The sequence below is a fragment of the Pigmentiphaga litoralis genome (genome assembly GCF_048632615.1).
In the GTDB taxonomy this organism is placed as follows: Bacteria; Pseudomonadota; Gammaproteobacteria; order Burkholderiales; family Burkholderiaceae_B; genus Pigmentiphaga; species Pigmentiphaga litoralis_B.
The window spans coordinates 967,427-984,883 of sequence record NZ_CP184479.1 but is presented as its reverse complement, the minus strand read 5'-3'; the positions used below and the strand labels follow the sequence as shown (position 1 = coordinate 984,883).

At 63.7% G+C, this 17,457-nt stretch carries 16 protein-coding genes and 2 pseudogenes; 10 read left to right on the top strand and 8 right to left on the bottom strand.

Translation table 11 applies throughout. The features are described 5' to 3' along the window. Positions 1 to 128: 128 nt before the first annotated feature. Genes htpX through ACNANG_RS04475 form a run of 4 tightly spaced genes read left to right on the top strand, consistent with a single transcriptional unit; the run spans position 129 to position 3,109 of the window. Complete coding sequence (gene htpX, locus ACNANG_RS04490) at positions 129 to 1,013, top strand: protease HtpX (protein ID WP_420226164.1); 885 nt, start codon at positions 129 to 131, stop codon at positions 1,011 to 1,013. Between the two features lie 50 nt (positions 1,014 to 1,063). Next, positions 1,064 to 2,296 (top strand): class I SAM-dependent methyltransferase, encoded by a 1,233-nt coding sequence (locus ACNANG_RS04485; RefSeq protein ID WP_420226163.1) that lies wholly within the window; start codon positions 1,064 to 1,066, stop codon positions 2,294 to 2,296. A gap of 10 nt (positions 2,297 to 2,306) precedes the next feature. Continuing rightward, positions 2,307 to 2,954, top strand: a complete 648-nt coding sequence (locus ACNANG_RS04480) for a dienelactone hydrolase family protein (protein ID WP_420226162.1) — start codon at positions 2,307 to 2,309, stop codon at positions 2,952 to 2,954. Then, positions 2,912 to 3,109, top strand: a complete 198-nt coding sequence (locus tag ACNANG_RS04475) for a dienelactone hydrolase family protein (protein ID WP_420226161.1) — start codon at positions 2,912 to 2,914, stop codon at positions 3,107 to 3,109. The genes ACNANG_RS04480 and ACNANG_RS04475 overlap by 43 nt, the downstream gene beginning before the upstream one ends. A 150-nt stretch (positions 3,110 to 3,259) precedes the next feature. On the opposite strand, the gene ACNANG_RS04470 is transcribed toward ACNANG_RS04475, so the two are convergent. The 3 genes from ACNANG_RS04470 to ACNANG_RS04460 form a co-directional block, all read right to left on the bottom strand. Then, positions 3,260 to 3,574 carry a BON domain-containing protein gene (locus ACNANG_RS04470; RefSeq protein WP_420226160.1) on the bottom strand — a complete coding sequence of 105 codons (315 nt, stop codon included), beginning with the start codon at positions 3,572 to 3,574 and terminating at the stop codon, positions 3,260 to 3,262. Between the two features lie 22 nt (positions 3,575 to 3,596). Next, entirely contained in the window at positions 3,597 to 3,758 is a 162-nt protein-coding gene (locus ACNANG_RS04465; protein ID WP_179590317.1) for a DUF1328 domain-containing protein, read from the bottom strand. 387 nt (positions 3,759 to 4,145) lie between these two features. After that, on the bottom strand, positions 4,146 to 5,324 hold the full coding sequence (locus ACNANG_RS04460) for an aromatic ring-hydroxylating oxygenase subunit alpha (RefSeq protein ID WP_420226159.1): 1,179 nt from the start codon (positions 5,322 to 5,324) through the stop codon (positions 4,146 to 4,148). Positions 5,325 to 5,695: 371 nt separating this feature from the next. On the opposite strand from ACNANG_RS04460, the gene ACNANG_RS04455 reads away from it, so the two are divergent. The 3 genes and pseudogenes from ACNANG_RS04455 to dxs all read left to right on the top strand — a co-directional run bounded on the left by ACNANG_RS04455 (position 5,696) and on the right by dxs (position 8,812). Then, the gene (locus ACNANG_RS04455; protein ID WP_420227450.1) at positions 5,696 to 5,971 is read left to right on the top strand and encodes an exodeoxyribonuclease VII small subunit; all 276 of its coding nucleotides are present in this window, start codon (positions 5,696 to 5,698) and stop codon (positions 5,969 to 5,971) included. Positions 5,972 to 5,976: 5 nt separating this feature from the next. Then, a complete protein-coding gene (locus ACNANG_RS04450; RefSeq protein ID WP_420226158.1) occupies positions 5,977 to 6,870 on the top strand; it encodes a polyprenyl synthetase family protein in 894 nt (297 codons plus the stop codon). Between the two features lie 17 nt (positions 6,871 to 6,887). Further along, positions 6,888 to 8,812 (top strand): annotated as a pseudogene (gene dxs, locus ACNANG_RS04445) (1-deoxy-D-xylulose-5-phosphate synthase). A 184-nt stretch (positions 8,813 to 8,996) separates the two neighbouring features. Here the strand turns inward: dxs and ACNANG_RS04440 are convergent. Then, positions 8,997 to 9,482, bottom strand: coding sequence for a YajQ family cyclic di-GMP-binding protein (locus ACNANG_RS04440; protein ID WP_420226157.1), 486 nt, complete (start codon positions 9,480 to 9,482; stop codon positions 8,997 to 8,999). Positions 9,483 to 9,622: 140 nt separating this feature from the next. Between ACNANG_RS04440 and murB the strand changes: the two are divergent. Then, a pseudogene (gene murB, locus ACNANG_RS04435) lies at positions 9,623 to 10,650 on the top strand (UDP-N-acetylmuramate dehydrogenase). Positions 10,651 to 10,748: 98 nt separating this feature from the next. Here the strand turns inward: murB and ACNANG_RS04430 are convergent. The 3 genes from ACNANG_RS04430 to argF all read right to left on the bottom strand — a co-directional run bounded on the left by ACNANG_RS04430 (position 10,749) and on the right by argF (position 14,315). Next, the gene (locus tag ACNANG_RS04430) at positions 10,749 to 11,504 is read right to left on the bottom strand and encodes a glutamine amidotransferase (RefSeq protein ID WP_420226156.1); all 756 of its coding nucleotides are present in this window, start codon (positions 11,502 to 11,504) and stop codon (positions 10,749 to 10,751) included. Between the two features lie 265 nt (positions 11,505 to 11,769). Beyond that, complete coding sequence (locus ACNANG_RS04425) at positions 11,770 to 12,996, bottom strand: argininosuccinate synthase (protein ID WP_420226155.1); 1,227 nt, start codon at positions 12,994 to 12,996, stop codon at positions 11,770 to 11,772. 308 nt (positions 12,997 to 13,304) lie between these two features. Then, positions 13,305 to 14,315, bottom strand: a complete 1,011-nt coding sequence (argF, locus tag ACNANG_RS04420) for an ornithine carbamoyltransferase (protein WP_420226154.1) — start codon at positions 14,313 to 14,315, stop codon at positions 13,305 to 13,307. 266 nt (positions 14,316 to 14,581) lie between these two features. Between argF and ACNANG_RS04415 the strand changes: the two genes are divergently transcribed. Further along, positions 14,582 to 14,890: a DUF3579 domain-containing protein gene (locus ACNANG_RS04415; RefSeq protein WP_420226153.1), complete on the top strand. Its 309-nt coding sequence runs from the start codon at positions 14,582 to 14,584 to the stop codon at positions 14,888 to 14,890. A 455-nt stretch (positions 14,891 to 15,345) separates the two neighbouring features. Here ACNANG_RS04415 and rpsT read toward each other — a convergent pair whose 3' ends face one another. Then, positions 15,346 to 15,609, bottom strand: a complete 264-nt coding sequence (gene rpsT, locus ACNANG_RS04410) for a 30S ribosomal protein S20 (RefSeq protein WP_179590271.1) — start codon at positions 15,607 to 15,609, stop codon at positions 15,346 to 15,348. Between the two features lie 216 nt (positions 15,610 to 15,825). On the opposite strand from rpsT, the gene murJ reads away from it, so the two are divergent. Further along, positions 15,826 to 17,391 (top strand): murein biosynthesis integral membrane protein MurJ, encoded by a 1,566-nt coding sequence (murJ, locus tag ACNANG_RS04405; protein ID WP_420226152.1) that lies wholly within the window; start codon positions 15,826 to 15,828, stop codon positions 17,389 to 17,391. Positions 17,392 to 17,457: the final 66 nt, after the last annotated feature.

The window sequence follows — 17,457 nt, the reverse complement described above, 5'->3', positions numbered from 1 at the left end:
CCCAGGATGCGTCTGTCCAGGGCGCGGCTCTTGAAGCCTGCGCGACCGTTACCATATACGTCTGTGACGGGCGGGCGCTGCGGGGCGTCGGCTCGATTGATCGAAGGTTCTCGGAGAATTTACCCCTCATGAAACGCATTGTGCTTTTCATCATGACCAACGTTGCCGTCATGCTCGTGCTGACGGCGACCCTGAGTATTCTCGGTGTCGGCCGCTTCATGGACGCCAACGGCCTGAATATCCAGTCGCTGGCCATCTTCTCGCTCGTGGTCGGTTTTGCCGGCGCCATCATTTCGCTGCTGATGAGCAAGCGGATGGCGCTGTGGAGCACGGGCGCCCGCGTGCTGGATCCCAACGCGCCGGCCAATCGTGAAGAAATCTGGTTGCTCGACACCGTCAACCAGCTGGCGGACCGCGCGGGGATCGGCCGGCCGACGGTCGCCATCTACGATGGCGAACCCAACGCCTTTGCGACTGGCGCCTTCAAGAACGACGCCCTGGTGGCCGTGTCGACCGGCCTGCTGCGCGGCATGACCGAAGAAGAAGTGTCGGCCGTGCTGGCCCATGAAGTGGCGCATATCGCCAATGGAGACATGGTCACGCTGACCCTGATCCAGGGCGTCGTGAACACCTTCGTGGTCTTCCTGGCGCGTGTCGTCGGTTACTTCGTGGACCGCGTGCTGCTCAAGAACGAACGCGGGGGCGGCATCGGCTACTTTGCGACCGTCATCGTCTGTGAACTGGCATTCGGGATCGTCGCTTCGATCATCGTTGCGTGGTTCTCGCGCCAGCGTGAATTCCGTGCCGATGCCGGCTCGGCCCACTTGCTGGGGTCGCGCGAACCGATGATCCGGGCCCTGGCCCGCCTCGGCAACATGGCGCCTGGCGAACTGCCCAAGAATTTCCAGGCGTCGGGCATTTCCAGCGGTGGCGCGATTTCGGCGATATTCGCATCGCATCCGCCGATCGAGGATCGCATCCGCGCTCTCATGGCGGCCGGCCAGCGCCGCTGATCACCCGCATGACCGCAACTTCTCTACTGCGCTCTGGCGCAGACGCCAGCATGGACCCGGATCGACAACCCGTGGACGACTTTCTGTCCCGGGCCCGTCAGGCCTTTGCCGACGGCACGGTCACGATGCTGGTGCTGGCGGGGTATCGCGGGGAAGGCGATCTGAAGCGGGTCCAGGCGCGTGCGGTCGTCCTGAAAGGCATGCCCATGCTGTCGCTGCTGTACCGGCATGCGACCAAGGACATCACCAAGAATTTTTCGGTGGACGAAGGCCTGCAAACATTGAAGACCCTGTTGGGCAGCGACTTTCGCAACGCGCAGCTGACCACGCAGACGCAAGACATCCAGCTGGCGTTCAGCAAGAAAGGCAAGGCCACGGTGCGGGTGGGCAAGGCGCAGCAGCCGGCAGGCGAACCCTTGGCAAGCGGCCAGGGCGCGCGGCCGGTCTCCAGCGGCCACAATCGCGACAAGCATCGATACCTGGACCTGGACCGGCCCTTCCTGGTCGAGCTGGGCGTGACCGATCGTGACCACAAGCTGGTGCCGGCAATGTCACGCAAGTGGAAGCAGATCAACAAATTCATCGAGGTGTTCGCGTCGGCCCTGGCGGCGTCGCCGCTGGGTACCGGCAAGGACGGCTCCGACCCGATCCGGGTTGCGGACTTCGGGTCGGGCAAAGGCTACCTGACCTTTGCCATCCACGATTACCTGCGGGGTGTGCTGGGCAGGCCGACCCGGGTCACCGGCGTCGAATTGCGGCAGGAACTGGTCGACCTGTGCAATGGCGCGATTGAACGGCTTGGACTGGAAGGGTTGACCTTCGACGCGGGCGATGTGCGCAGCTATGCGCCGCAGCCGCTCGACGTGATGATTGCACTGCATGCCTGTGACATCGCGACGGATTATGCGATTCACATGGGCATCCGCGCCGGCGCGTCGGTCATCATGTGTTCGCCATGCTGCCACAAGGAGGTACGGCCGCAACTGCTGAGCCCCCATCCGCTACGGCCTATCCTGCAGCATGGGGTGCATCTGGGCCAGGAAGCCGAAATGCTGACGGACGGCATCCGCGCCTTGCTGCTGGATGCGGCTGGCTACGATACCCAGGTGTTCGAGTTCATTTCGCTGGAACACACCAACAAGAACAAGATGATCCTGGCTGTGAAGCGTGCCATGCCCAAGGCGGCCGCGCCGGTACTGGCGCAGATCGATGAGATCAAGCGCTTCTACGGCATCAAGGCGCAGTGCCTGGAAACCCTGTTGAAAGCCGACGCCCTGGTCTGAGGAAACCGCCATGCCCGCCGAACGTATCGTAGTGAATGCGCCGGACGGCGAGTGCCCGGCATATGTGGTCACTCCGGCGATGGCCGCGGCGGATGCCACGCCAGCTGCGGCGCTGGATTCCGTGGGCGGCCCGTGGCCTGCCGTGATTCTGTATGGGGACGCCGGCGGTCTGCGGCCGGCCATGGTCGAGATGGCCGAAACCGTTGCTGCAGCGGGCTACCTGGTGCTCGTGCCTGACGTCTACTACCGCGTCGGGCCTTACACGCCGCTGGTGCCCAAGGAAGTGTTTGCGGGGGATGTCGGCGGTATTCTGGGCCCGTTGATGAGCACGACCGGCAACGACAAGGCAGCGCGCGATACCGAGGCCTTCCTGGCCTGGCTCGATGCGCGCCCTGACGTCCGCAAGGGCAAGGTCGGCGCGGTTGGCTTCTGCATGGGTGGCGGGATGGCCCTGTCGGCCGCGGCCGCCTGGCCGGACCGGATCGCCGCGGTGGCAAGCTTCCATGGCGGCCATCTGGCGTCGGATGACATGGCCAGTCCGCATCGGCGCGTCAGCACGATTCGGGGCGAGGTGTATATTGCCAGCGCGGATCAGGACGACTTCTATCCCCCGACATGGCCGCGCGATTTGAATCGGCTTTGGATAAGGCTGGTGTGAAATACGTCGCCGAGGAATATGCTGGCGCGGCGCACGGCTGGATGGTGCCGGATTTCCCCGTGTACGACGCAGGGTCGGCACATCGCGGGTGGCAGACGTTGACGGCTTTGTTCGATCGTATATTGAAACCGTCACCAGAAAATGCCACAAACTGATCTGCCGTTGCGAGCGTGCGGCAAGCATTGGCAGGATCGGATTCTTTTCCGGTAAACAGAAAACGGCCCCATCGAAGATCGACGGGGCCGTTTTTATATTGCTACGCGCCGGCGGTGGCTCAGGATGCCACCGCCCGAGTCAGATGCCGATCAACGGCCCTTGACGCGCAGGTCGTTCTTGACGCTTTCCACGCCTTCCACCGTGCGGGTCACCGCCACGGCACGAGCGATTTGCTCGCTGGAGTCGACGAAGCCCGACAGCTGGACCGTCTTGCGGAACGTCTCGACGTTGATGTCAACGGAGCGGATGTCCTTCGTTTCCAGCAGCTTGGCCTTCACTTTTGCGGTGATGGCGGCGTCAGCCGAGTATTCGCCAGCGGATTGCTGCGTGCGCGTCTGGGCGCAACCGGCCATAACCGTCGAAGTACCGATAATGCCAGCGATCAAAAGGGTACGGAAGTTCATGGTTGATTCTCCTTGGTAATGCTTATTTTCGAAATACGCCGCCGAGCAGCGACAATACTGCGAGGACAATGAATATAAAGAACAGAATCTTGGCGATGGAGGCGGCACCCGCAGCAATACCGCCAAAGCCGAGTACTGCCGCGATTATCGCGATAATGAAAAATACGACAGCATAATGCAGCATGTTCCCTCCCACCTTACTCATACCGGACTAGGCGGATAATAAAGGTGCCTGATTCCGATACTCCTTCACCTACATGGCTGCGCCAAGGTTTTCGTACAGAACGACCCGCTTCAAGACTCGCAATCCTCAGCAGCCACGCGGCTTTTGAAAAATTATCAAACTCTGAAGCGATGTGTAAAAGTTACGCTGGCGCCCGGCGTTTGGCAAGGCGGCTGTGTGTGGATTTGTAATGGCCGGAGAGCCGATAACGTTTAAATCGTCGCAAAAGCCGCGCCCGGGCGACGTTACGACCTGACACCGCTTTGAAATGCTCGTGTAAACCAAGAAAAAAGGCGTCCGTTGTTTCGGACGCCTTTGCGACGGACGGTCAGGAAAGTTACTGATCCGCTAACGATTTTCTGGCTCATTCATGGCAGAGCGATACCACTCGTGGAAGTGCTGCATGCCATCTTCCATGGGTGACTGGTAGGGTCCGACCTCGTTGACTCCACGCTCCAGCAGAATGCGGCGGCCTGCATCCATCCGTTCCGCGATCTCGTCGTCTTCGACCGCGGTTTCCATATAGGCTGCCTGCTGGGCTTCGACGAATTCCCGCTCGAAGTGCACGATGTCTTCCGGATAGTAGAACTCGACCATGTTCACGGTTTCCTGCGGACCCTTCGGGTACAGGGTCGACAGCACGAGCGTGTGCGGATAGAGCTCGATCATGTGGGTCGGGAAATGCGTCACCCAGATGGCGCCAAAATCGGGCGGTTCGCCATTGCGGTATTCCAGCACCTTGTCGTGCCAGCGCTGGTACACCGATGAGCCGGGATGTTCGAGGTCCTGGTGTACGCCTACCTTCTGCAGGCTGTAGAAATCGTTGAATTCCCAGCTGAGATCGTCGCACGTCACGAAGCGGCCCAGCCCCGGATGGAACGGACCCACGTGATAATCCTCGAGGTAGACCTCGATGAAGGTCTTCCAGTTGTAGTGGCACACGTGCGTTTCGACCCGATCGAGCACGTAGTCGGACAGGTCGAATTCAGGACGGCCAAGCAGCGCGGACAGTTCGCGCCCCGCGTGACGTTCCCCCAGGCGCGGCGCTTCGAACAACGAACCGTTCCAGTCCTGCAGCGGGAATCGATCCAGGTCCAGGCAAGGATTTTCGCCGAACAGCGGCGCGCCGATCAGCTTGCCCTGGCCGTTATAGGTCCAGCGGTGCAGTGGGCAGACGATGTTGCCGGTGACGCCCAGGTTGCCGGTCGTCGGCGCGTCGGCATAACGCCGCGCTCCGTCGCTTCCCACGGATCCCTTGCCCAGCATGACGGCCTGCCGATGACGGCAGACGTTGGACACAAGTTCGATACCGTCCTGGTTGCGCACCAGCACACGGCCATCGTTTTCCTGAGCGAGGGTCCGGTAATCGCCGACTTCCGGGAGATTGTTCCGGTGCCCGACGTAATTGGGCGACCGGCTGAAAATGGACTGCATTTCGCGCTTGAAGCGCGCGTCATCGAAATAGGCACTGACAGGGAGCTGCGCTCGGCTCGCTGCCACGTGTTCCACGCGACCGATATCGGTCATGACTTCCCTCCGCGTGAGTGGTAGAGCCGGCCTCAACATGGGATCCCCCCTTACGCAACCTGGGGAGGCGTGGTCGTATTCCCATGTGTGTTGTACCGGCGCGAAGAAAATGATCTGGCCGATCAAGCTTGGTATTGTACCCAGTCCTTGTCTATAAGTCCGGCGGCAGGCTTTTTCAAGAGGCGAATGTGGACGCATCTGCTCACACGCCTTGGCGGACCCGATCAATTACAATTGCGGGTTCGACTCTCCATGAGTTTGCAGGAGGCTTAATGGCCGAAAGTTTGGACCCCCTTGCCGGGGACGCCGTGCCGATGGAACCGACGCCCGCGCAGCAGCATGCAGCGCCCGCGGACCCGAATGCAGCGCCGGTGGCCGAGGCCGCCGCGCCGCGCAAGGCCGCCGCTCGCAAGTCCGCCGGTGCCGCGCCCGCGCTGCCTCAGGATTTCGAAACCGCGCTGGCCGAGCTTGAAGGGCTGGTCGCGCGAATGGAAGACGGCTCGCTGCCGCTCGAAGCCTCGCTGTTGTCGTACAAACGCGGCGTGGACCTGGTGCGTGTGTGTCAGGAACGCCTGGCGCGCGCCGAAAACCAGGTCAAGATCCTGGAAGGCGAACTGCTTCGTCCGATCGAAGACAGCGAGGATTGAGCACGATGAAGGCGGATTTCCAGACGTGGATGGGTGCATGTGGCGACCGGATCGAGGCGGCCCTGGCGCGCCTGCTGCCCCCGGCCGAACTGGCCCCGACCCGTTTGCACGAAGCGATGCGTTATGCCGCCCTGGGCGGCGGCAAGCGCGTGCGCCCGATGCTGGTGTATGCGGCCGGCGAAGCCTGCGGCGCGACGGCCGCGGCCGACATGGCGCTTGACGGCGCCGCCGCGGCGGTCGAATGCATCCACGTGTATTCGTTGGTCCACGACGACATGCCTTGCATGGACGATGACGCGCTGCGGCGTGGCCGGCCAACCGTGCACGTCCAGTACGACGAGGCCTGCGCGCTGCTGGTGGGCGATGCCCTGCAGACGCTGGCGTTCGACGTGCTGTCGCAATTGCCCCTGGCTCCGGCCTTGACCGTGCAGGCCATGCAGGTCCTGTCGCAGGCTTCGGGCAGCGCGGGCATGGCGGGCGGCCAGGCGATCGACCTCATGAACGTCGGCCAGCGGCTGTCGCTGGCCGAACTCGAAGGCATGCACCGGCTGAAAACCGGTGCACTGCTGCGCGCAAGCGCCGCGTTGGGTGGCATCGTTACTGCCGCCACGTCCGAACAGCGCCGGGCGCTTGACGCCTATACGCATGCCGTCGGCCTGGCTTTCCAGGTGGTGGATGACATCCTGGATGTGACCGCCGATTCAGGCCAGCTTGGCAAGACGGCCGGCAAGGACGCCGCCGCCGACAAGCCTACCTACGTGTCGCACCTTGGGCTGGACGAGGCCCGCAGCCTGGCCGAAAGCCTCAGGCAGCAGGCGCACGCCGCCCTGGCACCCTTCAATGGAGCGGCGCAGCGCCTCGCGGAGCTGGCTGACTTCATCGTGCTGCGCGACCGATAACGGAGACATCGTCAATCATGTCCACAGATCTGCTGAACCGCATCCAGTCGCCCGCCGATCTTCGCGCGCTCGACCGCCGTGACCTGAACCAGGTGGCTGAAGAGCTGCGTGCTTTCGTGCTCGAATCGGTGTCCCGTACGGGCGGTCACCTGTCGTCCAACCTGGGAACGGTCGAACTGACGATTGCCCTGCATTATGTGTTCGACACGCCTCATGACCGCATCGTGTGGGACGTCGGCCACCAGACCTATCCGCACAAGATCCTGACGGGCCGCCGTGACGGCATGGCCACGCTGCGGCAGGCGGGCGGCATCTCGGGGTTTCCAAAGCGGACCGAATCCGAGTACGACGCCTTCGGCACGGCCCATTCATCGACCTCGATCTCGGCGGCGCTGGGCATGGCGGTCGCGTCGCGCAACGCGGGCATGGATCGGCAGCACATTGCCGTGATCGGCGACGGATCGATGTCGGCCGGCATGGCTTTTGAAGCCTTGAACAATGGCGGCGTCACGTCAGACATCAATCTGCTGGTGATCCTGAACGACAACGACATGTCGATCTCACCCCGGTCGGCGCGCTGAACCGCTATCTGGCGCGCCTGATGTCGGGTCGCTTCTACGCCGCCGCCAAGAACGTGAGCAAGGCCGTGCTGGCGCACGTGCCGCCCGTGCTTGAACTGGCCCGCCGGCTTGAAGAGCATGCCAAGGGCATGGTCACGCCGGCGACGCTGTTCGAAGAACTGGGCTTCAACTACGTGGGCCCGATCGACGGTCACGATCTGGAATCGCTGGTGCCCACGCTGCAGAACATGCGCAAGCTGACCGGCCCGCGCTTTCTGCATGTGGTCACGCGCAAGGGGCAGGGCTACAAGCTGGCCGAGGCCGATCCGGTGCTGTACCACGGCCCGGGCAAGTTCGATCCCGCCGTCGGCATCCGCAAGCCGGGCACGCCGCCCAAGCAGACCTTCACGCAGGTCTTTGGCGACTGGCTGTGCGACACCGCGGCCGCGGATACCCGCCTGGTCGGCATCACGCCCGCCATGCGCGAAGGCAGCGGCATGGTTGAATTCGAACAGCGCTTTCCGAACCGGTATTTCGACGTCGGCATTGCGGAACAGCACGCCGTCACATTTGCGGCGGGTATTGCCTGCGAAGGGCAGAAGCCCGTGGTCGCGATCTATTCGACATTCCTGCAGCGCGGCTATGACCAGCTCGTGCACGACGTGGCCCTGCAAAACCTGGATGTCACGTTTGCCCTGGACCGCGCCGGCCTGGTGGGGGCCGATGGGGCAACGCATGCTGGAAATTACGACATCGCCTTCTTGCGCTGCATTCCGAACATGGTGATCGCGACGCCGTCGGACGAAGCCGAATGCCGCCTGCTGCTGTCCACCTGTTATGAGCACGTGGGCCCGTCGTCGGTACGCTACCCGCGCGGTGCGGGCCGGGGCGCGGTTCCTGCCAAGACGCTGGACACCGTGCCGGTCGGCAAGGGCGTGGTGCGGCGCGAGTCGTCATCGGCCACCGCGGATCGCGGCGTGGCGATCCTGGCCTTTGGCACGATGCTGGTCCCGGCCATGGCGGCTGCCGAGTCGCTCGACGCAACGGTGGTCGACATGCGTTTCGTCAAGCCGCTGGACCAGGCGCTGGTGCTGGAAGTGGCCGCGCGGCATGCCGCCATCGTGACGATCGAAGAAGGCTGCCTGATGGGCGGCGCGGGCAGCGCCGTGACCGAGGCGCTGAACGCGGCCGGCGTGACCCTGCCAGTGCTGCAGTTGGGGTTGCCGGATCAGTTCATCGACCATGGCGACCAGGCCACCCTGCTGGCCGGGCTGGGGCTCGACGCCAAGGGGATCGAAGCGTCGGTCCGTGGGCGCTTTGCCAAGGTGCTGGGCGGGCAGGCGACTGCGACAGCTCCGCAAGCCAAGGTGGCGGCCGCCTGACCGCTGCGGGTTTTTGGGCAAGCGCCAAATAGCACGGCCCGGTACCACGTGGATACCGGGCCGTTTTGCTGCAGCGTCCTGTCGTGGCCGTGCTAGTGGCGCGTGTTACAGCTGCTTTGCTCGCCGACCGTCTGCGACAGCGGCCGCCGGCTAACGCAGCAGACTTCCAACGCGCCGCCGACGCTCAATCGCGGAAGTTTTCGTAGCCCAGCGGCAGATCGGTCACTTCCTTTTTCAGCAAGGCGATCGCGGTCTGCAGATCGTCGCGCTTGGCGCCCTGCACCCGCACCGTGTCACCCTGGATGCTGGCCTGGACCTTGATCTTGCTGGCCTTGATCTGGGCCACGATCTTCTTGGCGGCGTCTTGCGGCACGCCGTCGCGGATCGTCAGCACCTGCTTGACCTTGTCACCGCCGATCTTCTCGACCTTGCCGTGATCCAGGAAACGCACGTCCACATTGCGTTTGGTCATCTTGCCCAGCAGTACGTCCAGCACCTGGCCCAGCTGGAAGTCGCTGTCGGCGGTCAGCGTGACTTCCTTGTCGGCATGTTCGACCTTGGCGGCCGACCCCTTGAAATCGAAGCGCGTGCCGATTTCCTTCATGCTCTGGTCGACCGCGTTTTTCAGTTCGACCTGGTTGGGTTTGCAGACGACATCGAATGTAGGCATTTGTTGGCTCCCTTGGCGTTTTTGTGGCGGCGTGGCGCGAATCGGCATTCGCCGCGATACCCGCAATTGTAGTCAAGTAACATGGACCGCTTCCTATCCCTTTCCGACTCTTTGCTGAGTCGTTTCCATACTTCGGCCCCGTGACTTCATCCTTCCCCGCGCCCGCGCCGCAGAACCTGTCTGCCTTCAACACCTTTGGCCTGGCCAGTTCGGCCGACGCGTTCGTCCGGATCGACGATGCGGCGCAACTGCCGACATTGGCTTCGCTGGCCGCCACCTACCCGTCGCTGTTCGTGCTGGGCGGCGGCAGCAACGTCGTGTTGCCTTCCCGGGTCACGGGACTGGTCGCGCACCTGGCCACGCGCGGGATCCGCCGCCTGCAGGACAAGGACGGCGGCCGCATCATCGAAGCCGCGGCGGGCGAAAACTGGCACGACTTCGTCGCCTTTTGCGTCGGACAGGGTTGGGACGGCCTGGAAAACCTGGCCCTGATCCCAGGCACCGTGGGGGCATCGCCGGTCCAGAACATCGGCGCCTACGGGGTCGAACTGATGGATCGTTTCGATAGCCTGACCGCCTACGATGTGCAGGGGCGCCAGTGGGTCGAGATGGACGCCGCCGCCTGCCGCTTCGCCTATCGCGACAGCCGCTTCAAAACCGAGCCCGGCCGCTGGATCGTTGCCGCCGTGCGCTTTCGCCTGCCGCTTGCGTGGCGGCCGGTCATCGACTACCCCGACCTGCAGCGCCACCCCGTCTGGCCGCCACGACGCCCACGGCCCGCGCCATCTTCGACGCTGTCTGCGAGATCCGGCGCAACAAATTGCCCGATCCCGCCGTGATCGGCAACGCGGGCAGCTTCTTCAAGAACCCGGTCGTGCCATCTCGCCACTACGACGAGCTCAAGGCGCTGTTCCCTGGCCTGGTCGCCTATCCCCAGCCCGATGGGCGGTGGAAGCTAGCCGCCGGTTGGCTGATCGACCAATGCGGCTGGAAAGGCCGCGACCTGGGCCGCGCCGGCGTGCATGCCCGTCAGGCCTTGGTGCTTGTCAATCGGGGCGGGGCCGACGCGGCCGACATCCTGTCGCTGGCGGACGCGATCAGAAACGATGTGGCGCTTCGATATGGCGTGCGGCTTGAAGCCGAGCCGGTGATGGTGGGCGGACACTAGGCAGCACACCCTGCCGCGGTCGCCTGGCCGATCAGGCCGATGTGGTGATGAGAACGGACGCGCCGCGAGCCCGTGGTCCGGCTGCGCGGCGCGCCCCACTACGCGGCCATGGCGTACCGTTGCACGAATCCCTGCAGCATCTGATGTGCGTGCGGCGTGGGCTGCAGTGCGGCCCGCAGCGTTGGCACGTCGAAGCCTTCGGCGCCGAGATAGGGTTCGAAGTGGTTCAGATACGTGGTCATCACGTTCGTGCAGAATTCCGGGTGATATTGCGTGGACAGCACGTGCTCGGCGTAGCGCACGATCTGATGCGGATCGTGCGACGAGCGGGCCAGCACCCGCGCGCCCGGGGGCAACTGCAGCACGCTTTGCTGGTGGAGGAGGTGGGCGTAGAAGCGGCTAGGCAGGTCGCCAATCAGCGGGTCGCGCCGGGCGTCTTCCAGCAGTTCGACCGCCTGGGTGCCTACTTCGCGGCCTTGCGGGTGGTAGCCGACCTTGCCGCCCAATGCGTGGGCGATCAACTGGTGGCCGTAGCAGATACCCAGCATGGGCAGGCCGTCGGCGACCGCGTCGCGGATCCAGGCGGCAGTGCGTTCGCTCCATTCGGCGCCGTCGGTCACCATGGCTGGGGACCCGGTGATCAACGCCGCCCGGTACTGGCCCGGAGCGTCCAGGGTTTCGCCTTCATGGACGGCCACGACCCGGATTTCGTCGTCGGCCAGGCCTGCCGCGTCCTGGATCATGCGGCTGAAGTTGCCGTGGCGTGTGTGAATGGCGTCGGGCGGAAGCCCGGTCTGGATGATGACGACGGGAAGGCGTGCTGCCTGGGACATCTCGACCACCTGTTGGCACATGGAATATCGGGTAATTACGGACAATTCGGTGTCCATATCCCATCAAACCTGAAGATTCGTGACTGCGAAAGCGGAACCGAAGGCGCTGTCTTCATAGCGCCACATATGCAACGCCATATACCGTTGGGCCCATACAGCGGGACCCGTACCAAACTGCACCCCTATGCCATCCCACGCCCCATACACAATCGGCGGCCCCGCAGGGCCGCCGATTGGCAATGCCCTGGGCGGGGCGGTAACGCGGTAGTGCGATAGTGGCGGGCTATCAGCCCCGCTGGCGGCGGGCGTTTTCGGCGATGCGCATGCGCAGCGCGTTCAACTTGATGAAGCCGCCGGCGTCGGCCTGGTTGTAGGCGCCGCCGTCATCGTCGAACGTGGCGATGGTCTGATCGAACAGCGTGTTTTTCGAGTCGCGTGCCACCGTGTACACATTGCCCTTGTACAGCTTGACCCGCACCCAGCCATTGACGGCCGCCTGGGTGTGGTCGATCAGCACCTGCAGCGCCTTGCGCTCGGGGCTCCACCAGTAGCCGTTATAGATCAGGCTGGCGTAGCGGGGCATCAGGTCGTCTTTCAGGTGAGCGACTTCGCGGTCCAGCGTGATCGATTCGATGGCACGGTGGGCGCGGAGCATGATCGTGCCCCCTGGGGTTTCGTAGCAGCCGCGCGACTTCATGCCGACGTAGCGGTTTTCGACCAGGTCCAGACGGCCGATGCCGTGCTTGCCACCGATCTCGTTCAGCGCGGTCAGCACCTCGGCAGGCGTCATGCGCTTGCCGTTCAGGCCGACGATGTCGCCGCCTTCGAATTCGATATCCAGGTACTCGGCTTCGTCGGGCGCTTCTTCAGGCGACACCGTCCAGCGCCACATGCCCGCCTCGGCCTCGGCCTTGGGGTCTTCCAGATGGCGGCCTTCGTAGCTGATGTGCAGCAGGTTCGCGTCCATGGAGTAGGGCGCGCCGCCTTGCTTGTGCTTCATGTCGATGGCGATGCCGGCGGCTTCGGCGTAGGCCAGCAGCTTTTCGCGCGACAGCAGGTCCCATTCACGCCAGGGGGCGATCACCTTGATGCCCGGTTCGAGCGCGTAGTAGCCGAGTTCGAAACGGACCTGGTCGTTGCCCTTGCCCGTCGCGCCATGCGATACCGTGTCGGCGCCCACCTGGCGGGCGATGTCGATCTGGCGCTTTGCGATCAGCGGCCGAGCGATCGAGGTACCCAGCAGATACTCGCCTTCGTAGACGGTATTGGCGCGGAACATGGGATACACGAAGTCGCGCACGAACTCTTCACGCAGGTCGTCGATGAAGATGTTCTCGGGCTTGATGCCGAATTTGATGGCTTTGGCGCGTGCAGGCTCGACTTCTTCGCCCTGACCGATATCGGCGGTGAAGGTGACGATTTCGCAGTTGTAGGTATCCTGCAGCCACTTGAGGATGACAGAGGTGTCGAGGCCGCCAGAGTAGGCGAGGACGACCTTATTTACTTCGCTCATTGATATTCCCAGACATGGACGTGAGCGCCGCGCAGGGGAGGGCGCGGTGCGGCTAAGCGGCCGGTCGAGGTCACCGAGGTGCATGCGGCTGCTGTCAGCCTGACATACGCCCGGGATCGAACAATCGCCCCCCGGCGTAAACAGGGCGATCGTTGATTGTACTCAAGCGATCGGGGTGCGGGGCCGGATCGCAGTCTTAATTGTGCAATGAACAACAATCCGGGCTTGCCCGGGGGTGGCTGCTGCTGGGTGATCGGCTCTGGTGGGTCAGGGCGGGCCGGGCCGGCGTTGCGCCCCGGTCCGACCCGTCAGTCCAGCTTGCCGAGCAGCAGGAATTCCATGAGCGCCTTCTGGACGTGAAGGCGGTTTTCGGCTTCGTCCCAGACCACGCTTTGCGGGCCGTCGATGACGTCGGCGGTGACTTCTTCGCCCCGATGGGCCGGCAGGCAATGCATGAAGATGGCGTCGGGATCGGCCACGTTCATCATGTCGGTGTCCACGCACCAATCGGCAAAGGCTTCGCGCCGCTCTTCGTTTTCGGCTTCGAACCCCATGCTGGTCCAGACGTCGGTCGTGACCAGGTGCGCTCCCTTGCAGGCGTCCATGGGATCGGCGAACTGCTTGAGCCGTTCGGTGGTGATCAGGCCGGCGCGTTCAGGTTCGACTTCGTAGCCCGGCGGCGTGGACACATGCAGGTTGAAGTCCAGCAATTCGGCGGCCTGCAGCCACGTATTGCACATATTGTTCGAGTCGCCGATCCACGCGACCGTCTTGCCCTGGATCGGGCCCGAATGCTCGATGTAGGTGAAGATGTCGGCCAGGATCTGGCACGGGTGGAATTCGTTAGTCAGGCCGTTGATGACCGGAACACGCGAAAACTGCGCGAAACGTTCGATCTTGGTCTGCTCGTACGTGCGGATCATGACGATGTCGACCATGCGCGAGATGACCTGCGCCGAGTCTTCGACCGGTTCGGCGCGGCCAAGCTGCGAGTCGCCGGTGGTCAGGTGGATGACCGATCCGCCTAGCTGGTACATGCCGGCTTCGAACGAGACCCGGGTGCGCGTGCTGGCCTTTTCGAACACCATGGCCAGGGTGCGGTCGTGCAGGGTCAGGTGCGGTTCGTAGTTCTTGAACTTGCGCTTGATGAGCGCGGCGCGGGCGAACAGGTATTCGATATCGCTGCGATCGAAATCGGTGAATTCAAGAAAGTGACGGATGGGCGCGGTGTTCTTGCCCTGGGCGGTCAGGCCGATGTTGGCGGGTGCGGGGGATGCTGCAGATGCTGTGGAACTGGACTGCTGAATAGGTGCGGTCATGCGACGCCTCCGACGGAACTGCCGAATCAGCGGGCAAGGGCACAGGTGTGCCGCGCGGGCTATCGACTCATCGGCTTCGTTTTCACGGGAAGCCGACATGATACCCGACAGTCCATGGCAAACCCATGATGGGGGTGGGTGTTTTCGTCCACGTTTGGCGCGGCAACGCCCCTTCGGCAAAGCCGCAGGCGGGTTTCGGGCTGGCGATACGGTACAATCCCTGACTGCCTCGTTCGAGGCCGTCCCCTCATTCCCCCTGTTGATCAATGGCTGACAGCGTTAGGCGTTTCATTATCCAAGGCAAGACTTCCAGCGGCAGCACGTTCCGCCCAAGCGATTGGGCCGAGCGTCTGGCGGGGGTCATGTCGGCATTCCGTCCGCCTGGCAGCGTCGCGAATCACCTGACCTATTCGCCATACGTCGTGCCCACGCACATCGAAGGCGTGAAGTGCGTGGTGGTCGACCCGCGCCTGCGTGATCTGGAACCGCTTGCCTGGCAGTTCGTGATCGACTTCGCGCGGGACAACGACCTGACGACAGTCGAAGCCTGCGTGGAAAAACCGCCGGTCAAGTAAGGTGGGAGCGCCTGGCTGGGCGGATGCGGCGGCGGAATGCGGCGGCTGAATGCGGGGGTCCGAGGCGGAGGCCGATTCCAGCGGGGAAAACCGGCACGCATGAACAAGCTACGCAGCGGCGTAGCTTTTTTGGCCCCGCAGCGGCGTAATTTCTTGCCCCGCAGCGGGACTGGGGGAGGGCGAGCAGCTTGGAAGCAGCGAGTCACGCACGCACGGACGCCGAACGCCCAAGCGCCGAACGCCAAACGCACAAACGCCGAACGCCCAAACGCACAACGCACAACGCCCAACGCACAAACGCCCAACGCACAAACGCCCAACGCACAAACGCCGAACGGGCAACCGCATGACTGCTGGTTGCCCGTTCGGCGCTGATAAGGCCGGGTAGGGCCTTACTGCAAGATCACTGCAAGATCACGCGTTGCCGACTGAACGAGTCAAGTCGGCAAACCGCCTCAGGCCATTGCCTTGACGGCGGACGCCAGGCGGCTCTTGTGGCGCGATGCCTTGTTCTTGTGAATGATTTGCTTGTCCGCAATGCGGTCGATCACGCTGGTCGTCTTTTGGAAGACTTCCGTGGCCGCAGCCTTGTCACCGGCTTCGATGGCCTGGCGAACGCGTTTGATCGACGTGCGCAGCATCGAGCGCAGGCTGGAGTTGTGCTTGTTGCGAACGACAGCTTGACGTGCGCGCTTGCGTGCTTGGGCGGTATTTGCCATGAAAATTCCGTATCGAGTAAGGCGAAGACATGTCTTGCAGCAACCGTATTGCAGCAAACGCCTGGCAAGCCGAAGTAGCCGACACGACGGCACCGACAGCAAGGCACCCGACAGGAGCTTCGCGAAGCCAAAGACTATAGCGGCAAATGCCCGTAAAATCAAGCCGACGCATCTCCACCACAACTGCCGCGCCTGCTCGCGGATCGAAAGGCATTTATGAATCTGCTACGCGCGGCGGCGACCGTCAGTAGTTATACCTTGTTGTCCCGCGTGACCGGCTTGATCCGCGACGTATTGATTGCCCGGGCCTTCGGCGCCGGAAGTATTACCGATGCTTTCTGGGTGGCCTTCCGGATCCCCAACCTGCTGCGCCGGCTGTTCGCCGAAGGCGCTTTTGCGCAGGCCTTCGTACCCATTCTTGGCGAAACCAAGTCGACCCGGTCCCCCGAAGAGGCACGGGTGCTGCTCGACCGTGTGGCGTCCCTGCTGACCTTCGTGCTGATCGGCGTGACCCTGGTCGGCATCATTGCGGCGCCGCTGGTGGTCAGCGCCATGGGCAGCGGCCTGCGGGGCGCGGATCGCGCGTCGGACTTCGACGCGGCGGTGTGGATGACACGGGTCATGTTCCCGTATATCACCTGCATGTCGCTGGTGGCCTTTGCGTCTGGCGTGCTCAACACCTGGCGGCATTTTGCCGTGCCGGCCATCACGCCGGTGCTGCTGAACCTGTCGATGATCGCAGCCAGCATCTTCCTGGCGCCCCGGCTCGAGACGCCGATCTACGCCCTGGCCATCGGTGTCGTGATCGGCGGGGTCGCCCAGCTGGCGGTCCAGTTCGCGGCCCTGGCCAGGCTGGGCTTGAGGCCGCGCATGTCGATCCGCCTCAAGACGGCGTGGGCGGATCCTACCGTCAAGCGCATCATGCGTCAGATGTTGCCGGCAACGGTCGGCGTATCGGTGGCGCAATTGTCGTTGTTGATCAATACCAATATCGCCACGTGGCTCGCGCCGGGCAGCGTGACCTGGCTGTCGTTTGCGGACCGCTTGATGGAATTTCCGACCGCGCTGCTGGGCGCGGCGCTGAGCACCGTGCTGCTGCCCAGCCTGTCGCAGGCCCACGCCGCCGGCCACAAGGACGACTACAGCGCGCTGCTGGACTGGGGATTGCGGCTGACGCTGCTGCTGGGGCTGCCGGCCGGCCTGGGGCTCGCGTTGATGTCGGAAGGACTGGTGAGCACGCTGTTCCACTACGGCGCGTTCAACGCCGCCGACGTGGCGCAGACACGCCTGGCGGTCATTGCGTATGCCGTGGGATTGCTGGGCCTGCTGGCGGTCAAGATCCTGGCGCCGGGCTTCTACGCGCGGCAGGACATCCGCACGCCGGTCAAGATCGCGCTGGCGGTGCTGGTCGCGACCCAGTGCTTGAACCTGATTTTCGTGCCCTACCTGCACCACGCCGGGCTGGCCCTGTCGATCGGGCTGGGCGCCTGCATCAACGCCCTGGCCCTGCTGACCGGCCTGCGCCGCCGCGGCGTCTATGTGCCGTCCAGGGGCTGGGGCATCTTTTTCATCAAGCTGCTCGTTGCCCTGGCCATCATGGGCGCCGCCCTGGCCGGCGCGAACATGTTCATCGACTGGCTTGCCCTGCAACAGCACGCATGGCTACGCGTCGGTTTGCTGCTGGCAATGGTGGCAGGGGCGGGCGCCGTCTACTTCGGCGTGCTTTTTGCCTTGGGCTTCCGCCCAAATCAGTTTAAAAAGGGCGGAGCGCCGTTGGTCTGACCACGGTCCAAGCGAGCAAACCGGCCCCGACCAGGGCACAGCGGAGCTGGCTCCGCCAGTCCGCCA

What these genes read in the sequence shown, in the direction of transcription:
- htpX (WP_420226164.1), top strand. Translation starts at nt 129, where the DNA reads ATGAAACGCATTGTGCTTTTCATCATGACCAACGTTGCCGTCATGCTC.
- ACNANG_RS04485 (WP_420226163.1), top strand. Translation starts at nt 1,064, where the DNA reads ATGGACCCGGATCGACAACCCGTGGACGACTTTCTGTCCCGGGCCCGT.
- ACNANG_RS04480 (WP_420226162.1), top strand. Translation starts at nt 2,307, where the DNA reads ATGCCCGCCGAACGTATCGTAGTGAATGCGCCGGACGGCGAGTGCCCG.
- ACNANG_RS04475 (WP_420226161.1), top strand. Translation starts at nt 2,912, where the DNA reads ATGGCCGCGCGATTTGAATCGGCTTTGGATAAGGCTGGTGTGAAATAC.
- ACNANG_RS04470 (WP_420226160.1), bottom strand. Translation starts at nt 3,574, where the DNA reads ATGAACTTCCGTACCCTTTTGATCGCTGGCATTATCGGTACTTCGACG.
- ACNANG_RS04465 (WP_179590317.1), bottom strand. Translation starts at nt 3,758, where the DNA reads ATGCTGCATTATGCTGTCGTATTTTTCATTATCGCGATAATCGCGGCA.
- ACNANG_RS04460 (WP_420226159.1), bottom strand. Translation starts at nt 5,324, where the DNA reads ATGACCGATATCGGTCGCGTGGAACACGTGGCAGCGAGCCGAGCGCAG.
- ACNANG_RS04450 (WP_420226158.1), top strand. Translation starts at nt 5,977, where the DNA reads ATGAAGGCGGATTTCCAGACGTGGATGGGTGCATGTGGCGACCGGATC.
- ACNANG_RS04440 (WP_420226157.1), bottom strand. Translation starts at nt 9,482, where the DNA reads ATGCCTACATTCGATGTCGTCTGCAAACCCAACCAGGTCGAACTGAAA.
- ACNANG_RS04430 (WP_420226156.1), bottom strand. Translation starts at nt 11,504, where the DNA reads ATGTGCCAACAGGTGGTCGAGATGTCCCAGGCAGCACGCCTTCCCGTC.
- ACNANG_RS04425 (WP_420226155.1), bottom strand. Translation starts at nt 12,996, where the DNA reads ATGAGCGAAGTAAATAAGGTCGTCCTCGCCTACTCTGGCGGCCTCGAC.
- argF (WP_420226154.1), bottom strand. Translation starts at nt 14,315, where the DNA reads ATGACCGCACCTATTCAGCAGTCCAGTTCCACAGCATCTGCAGCATCC.
- ACNANG_RS04415 (WP_420226153.1), top strand. Translation starts at nt 14,582, where the DNA reads ATGGCTGACAGCGTTAGGCGTTTCATTATCCAAGGCAAGACTTCCAGC.
- rpsT (WP_179590271.1), bottom strand. Translation starts at nt 15,609, where the DNA reads ATGGCAAATACCGCCCAAGCACGCAAGCGCGCACGTCAAGCTGTCGTT.
- murJ (WP_420226152.1), top strand. Translation starts at nt 15,826, where the DNA reads ATGAATCTGCTACGCGCGGCGGCGACCGTCAGTAGTTATACCTTGTTG.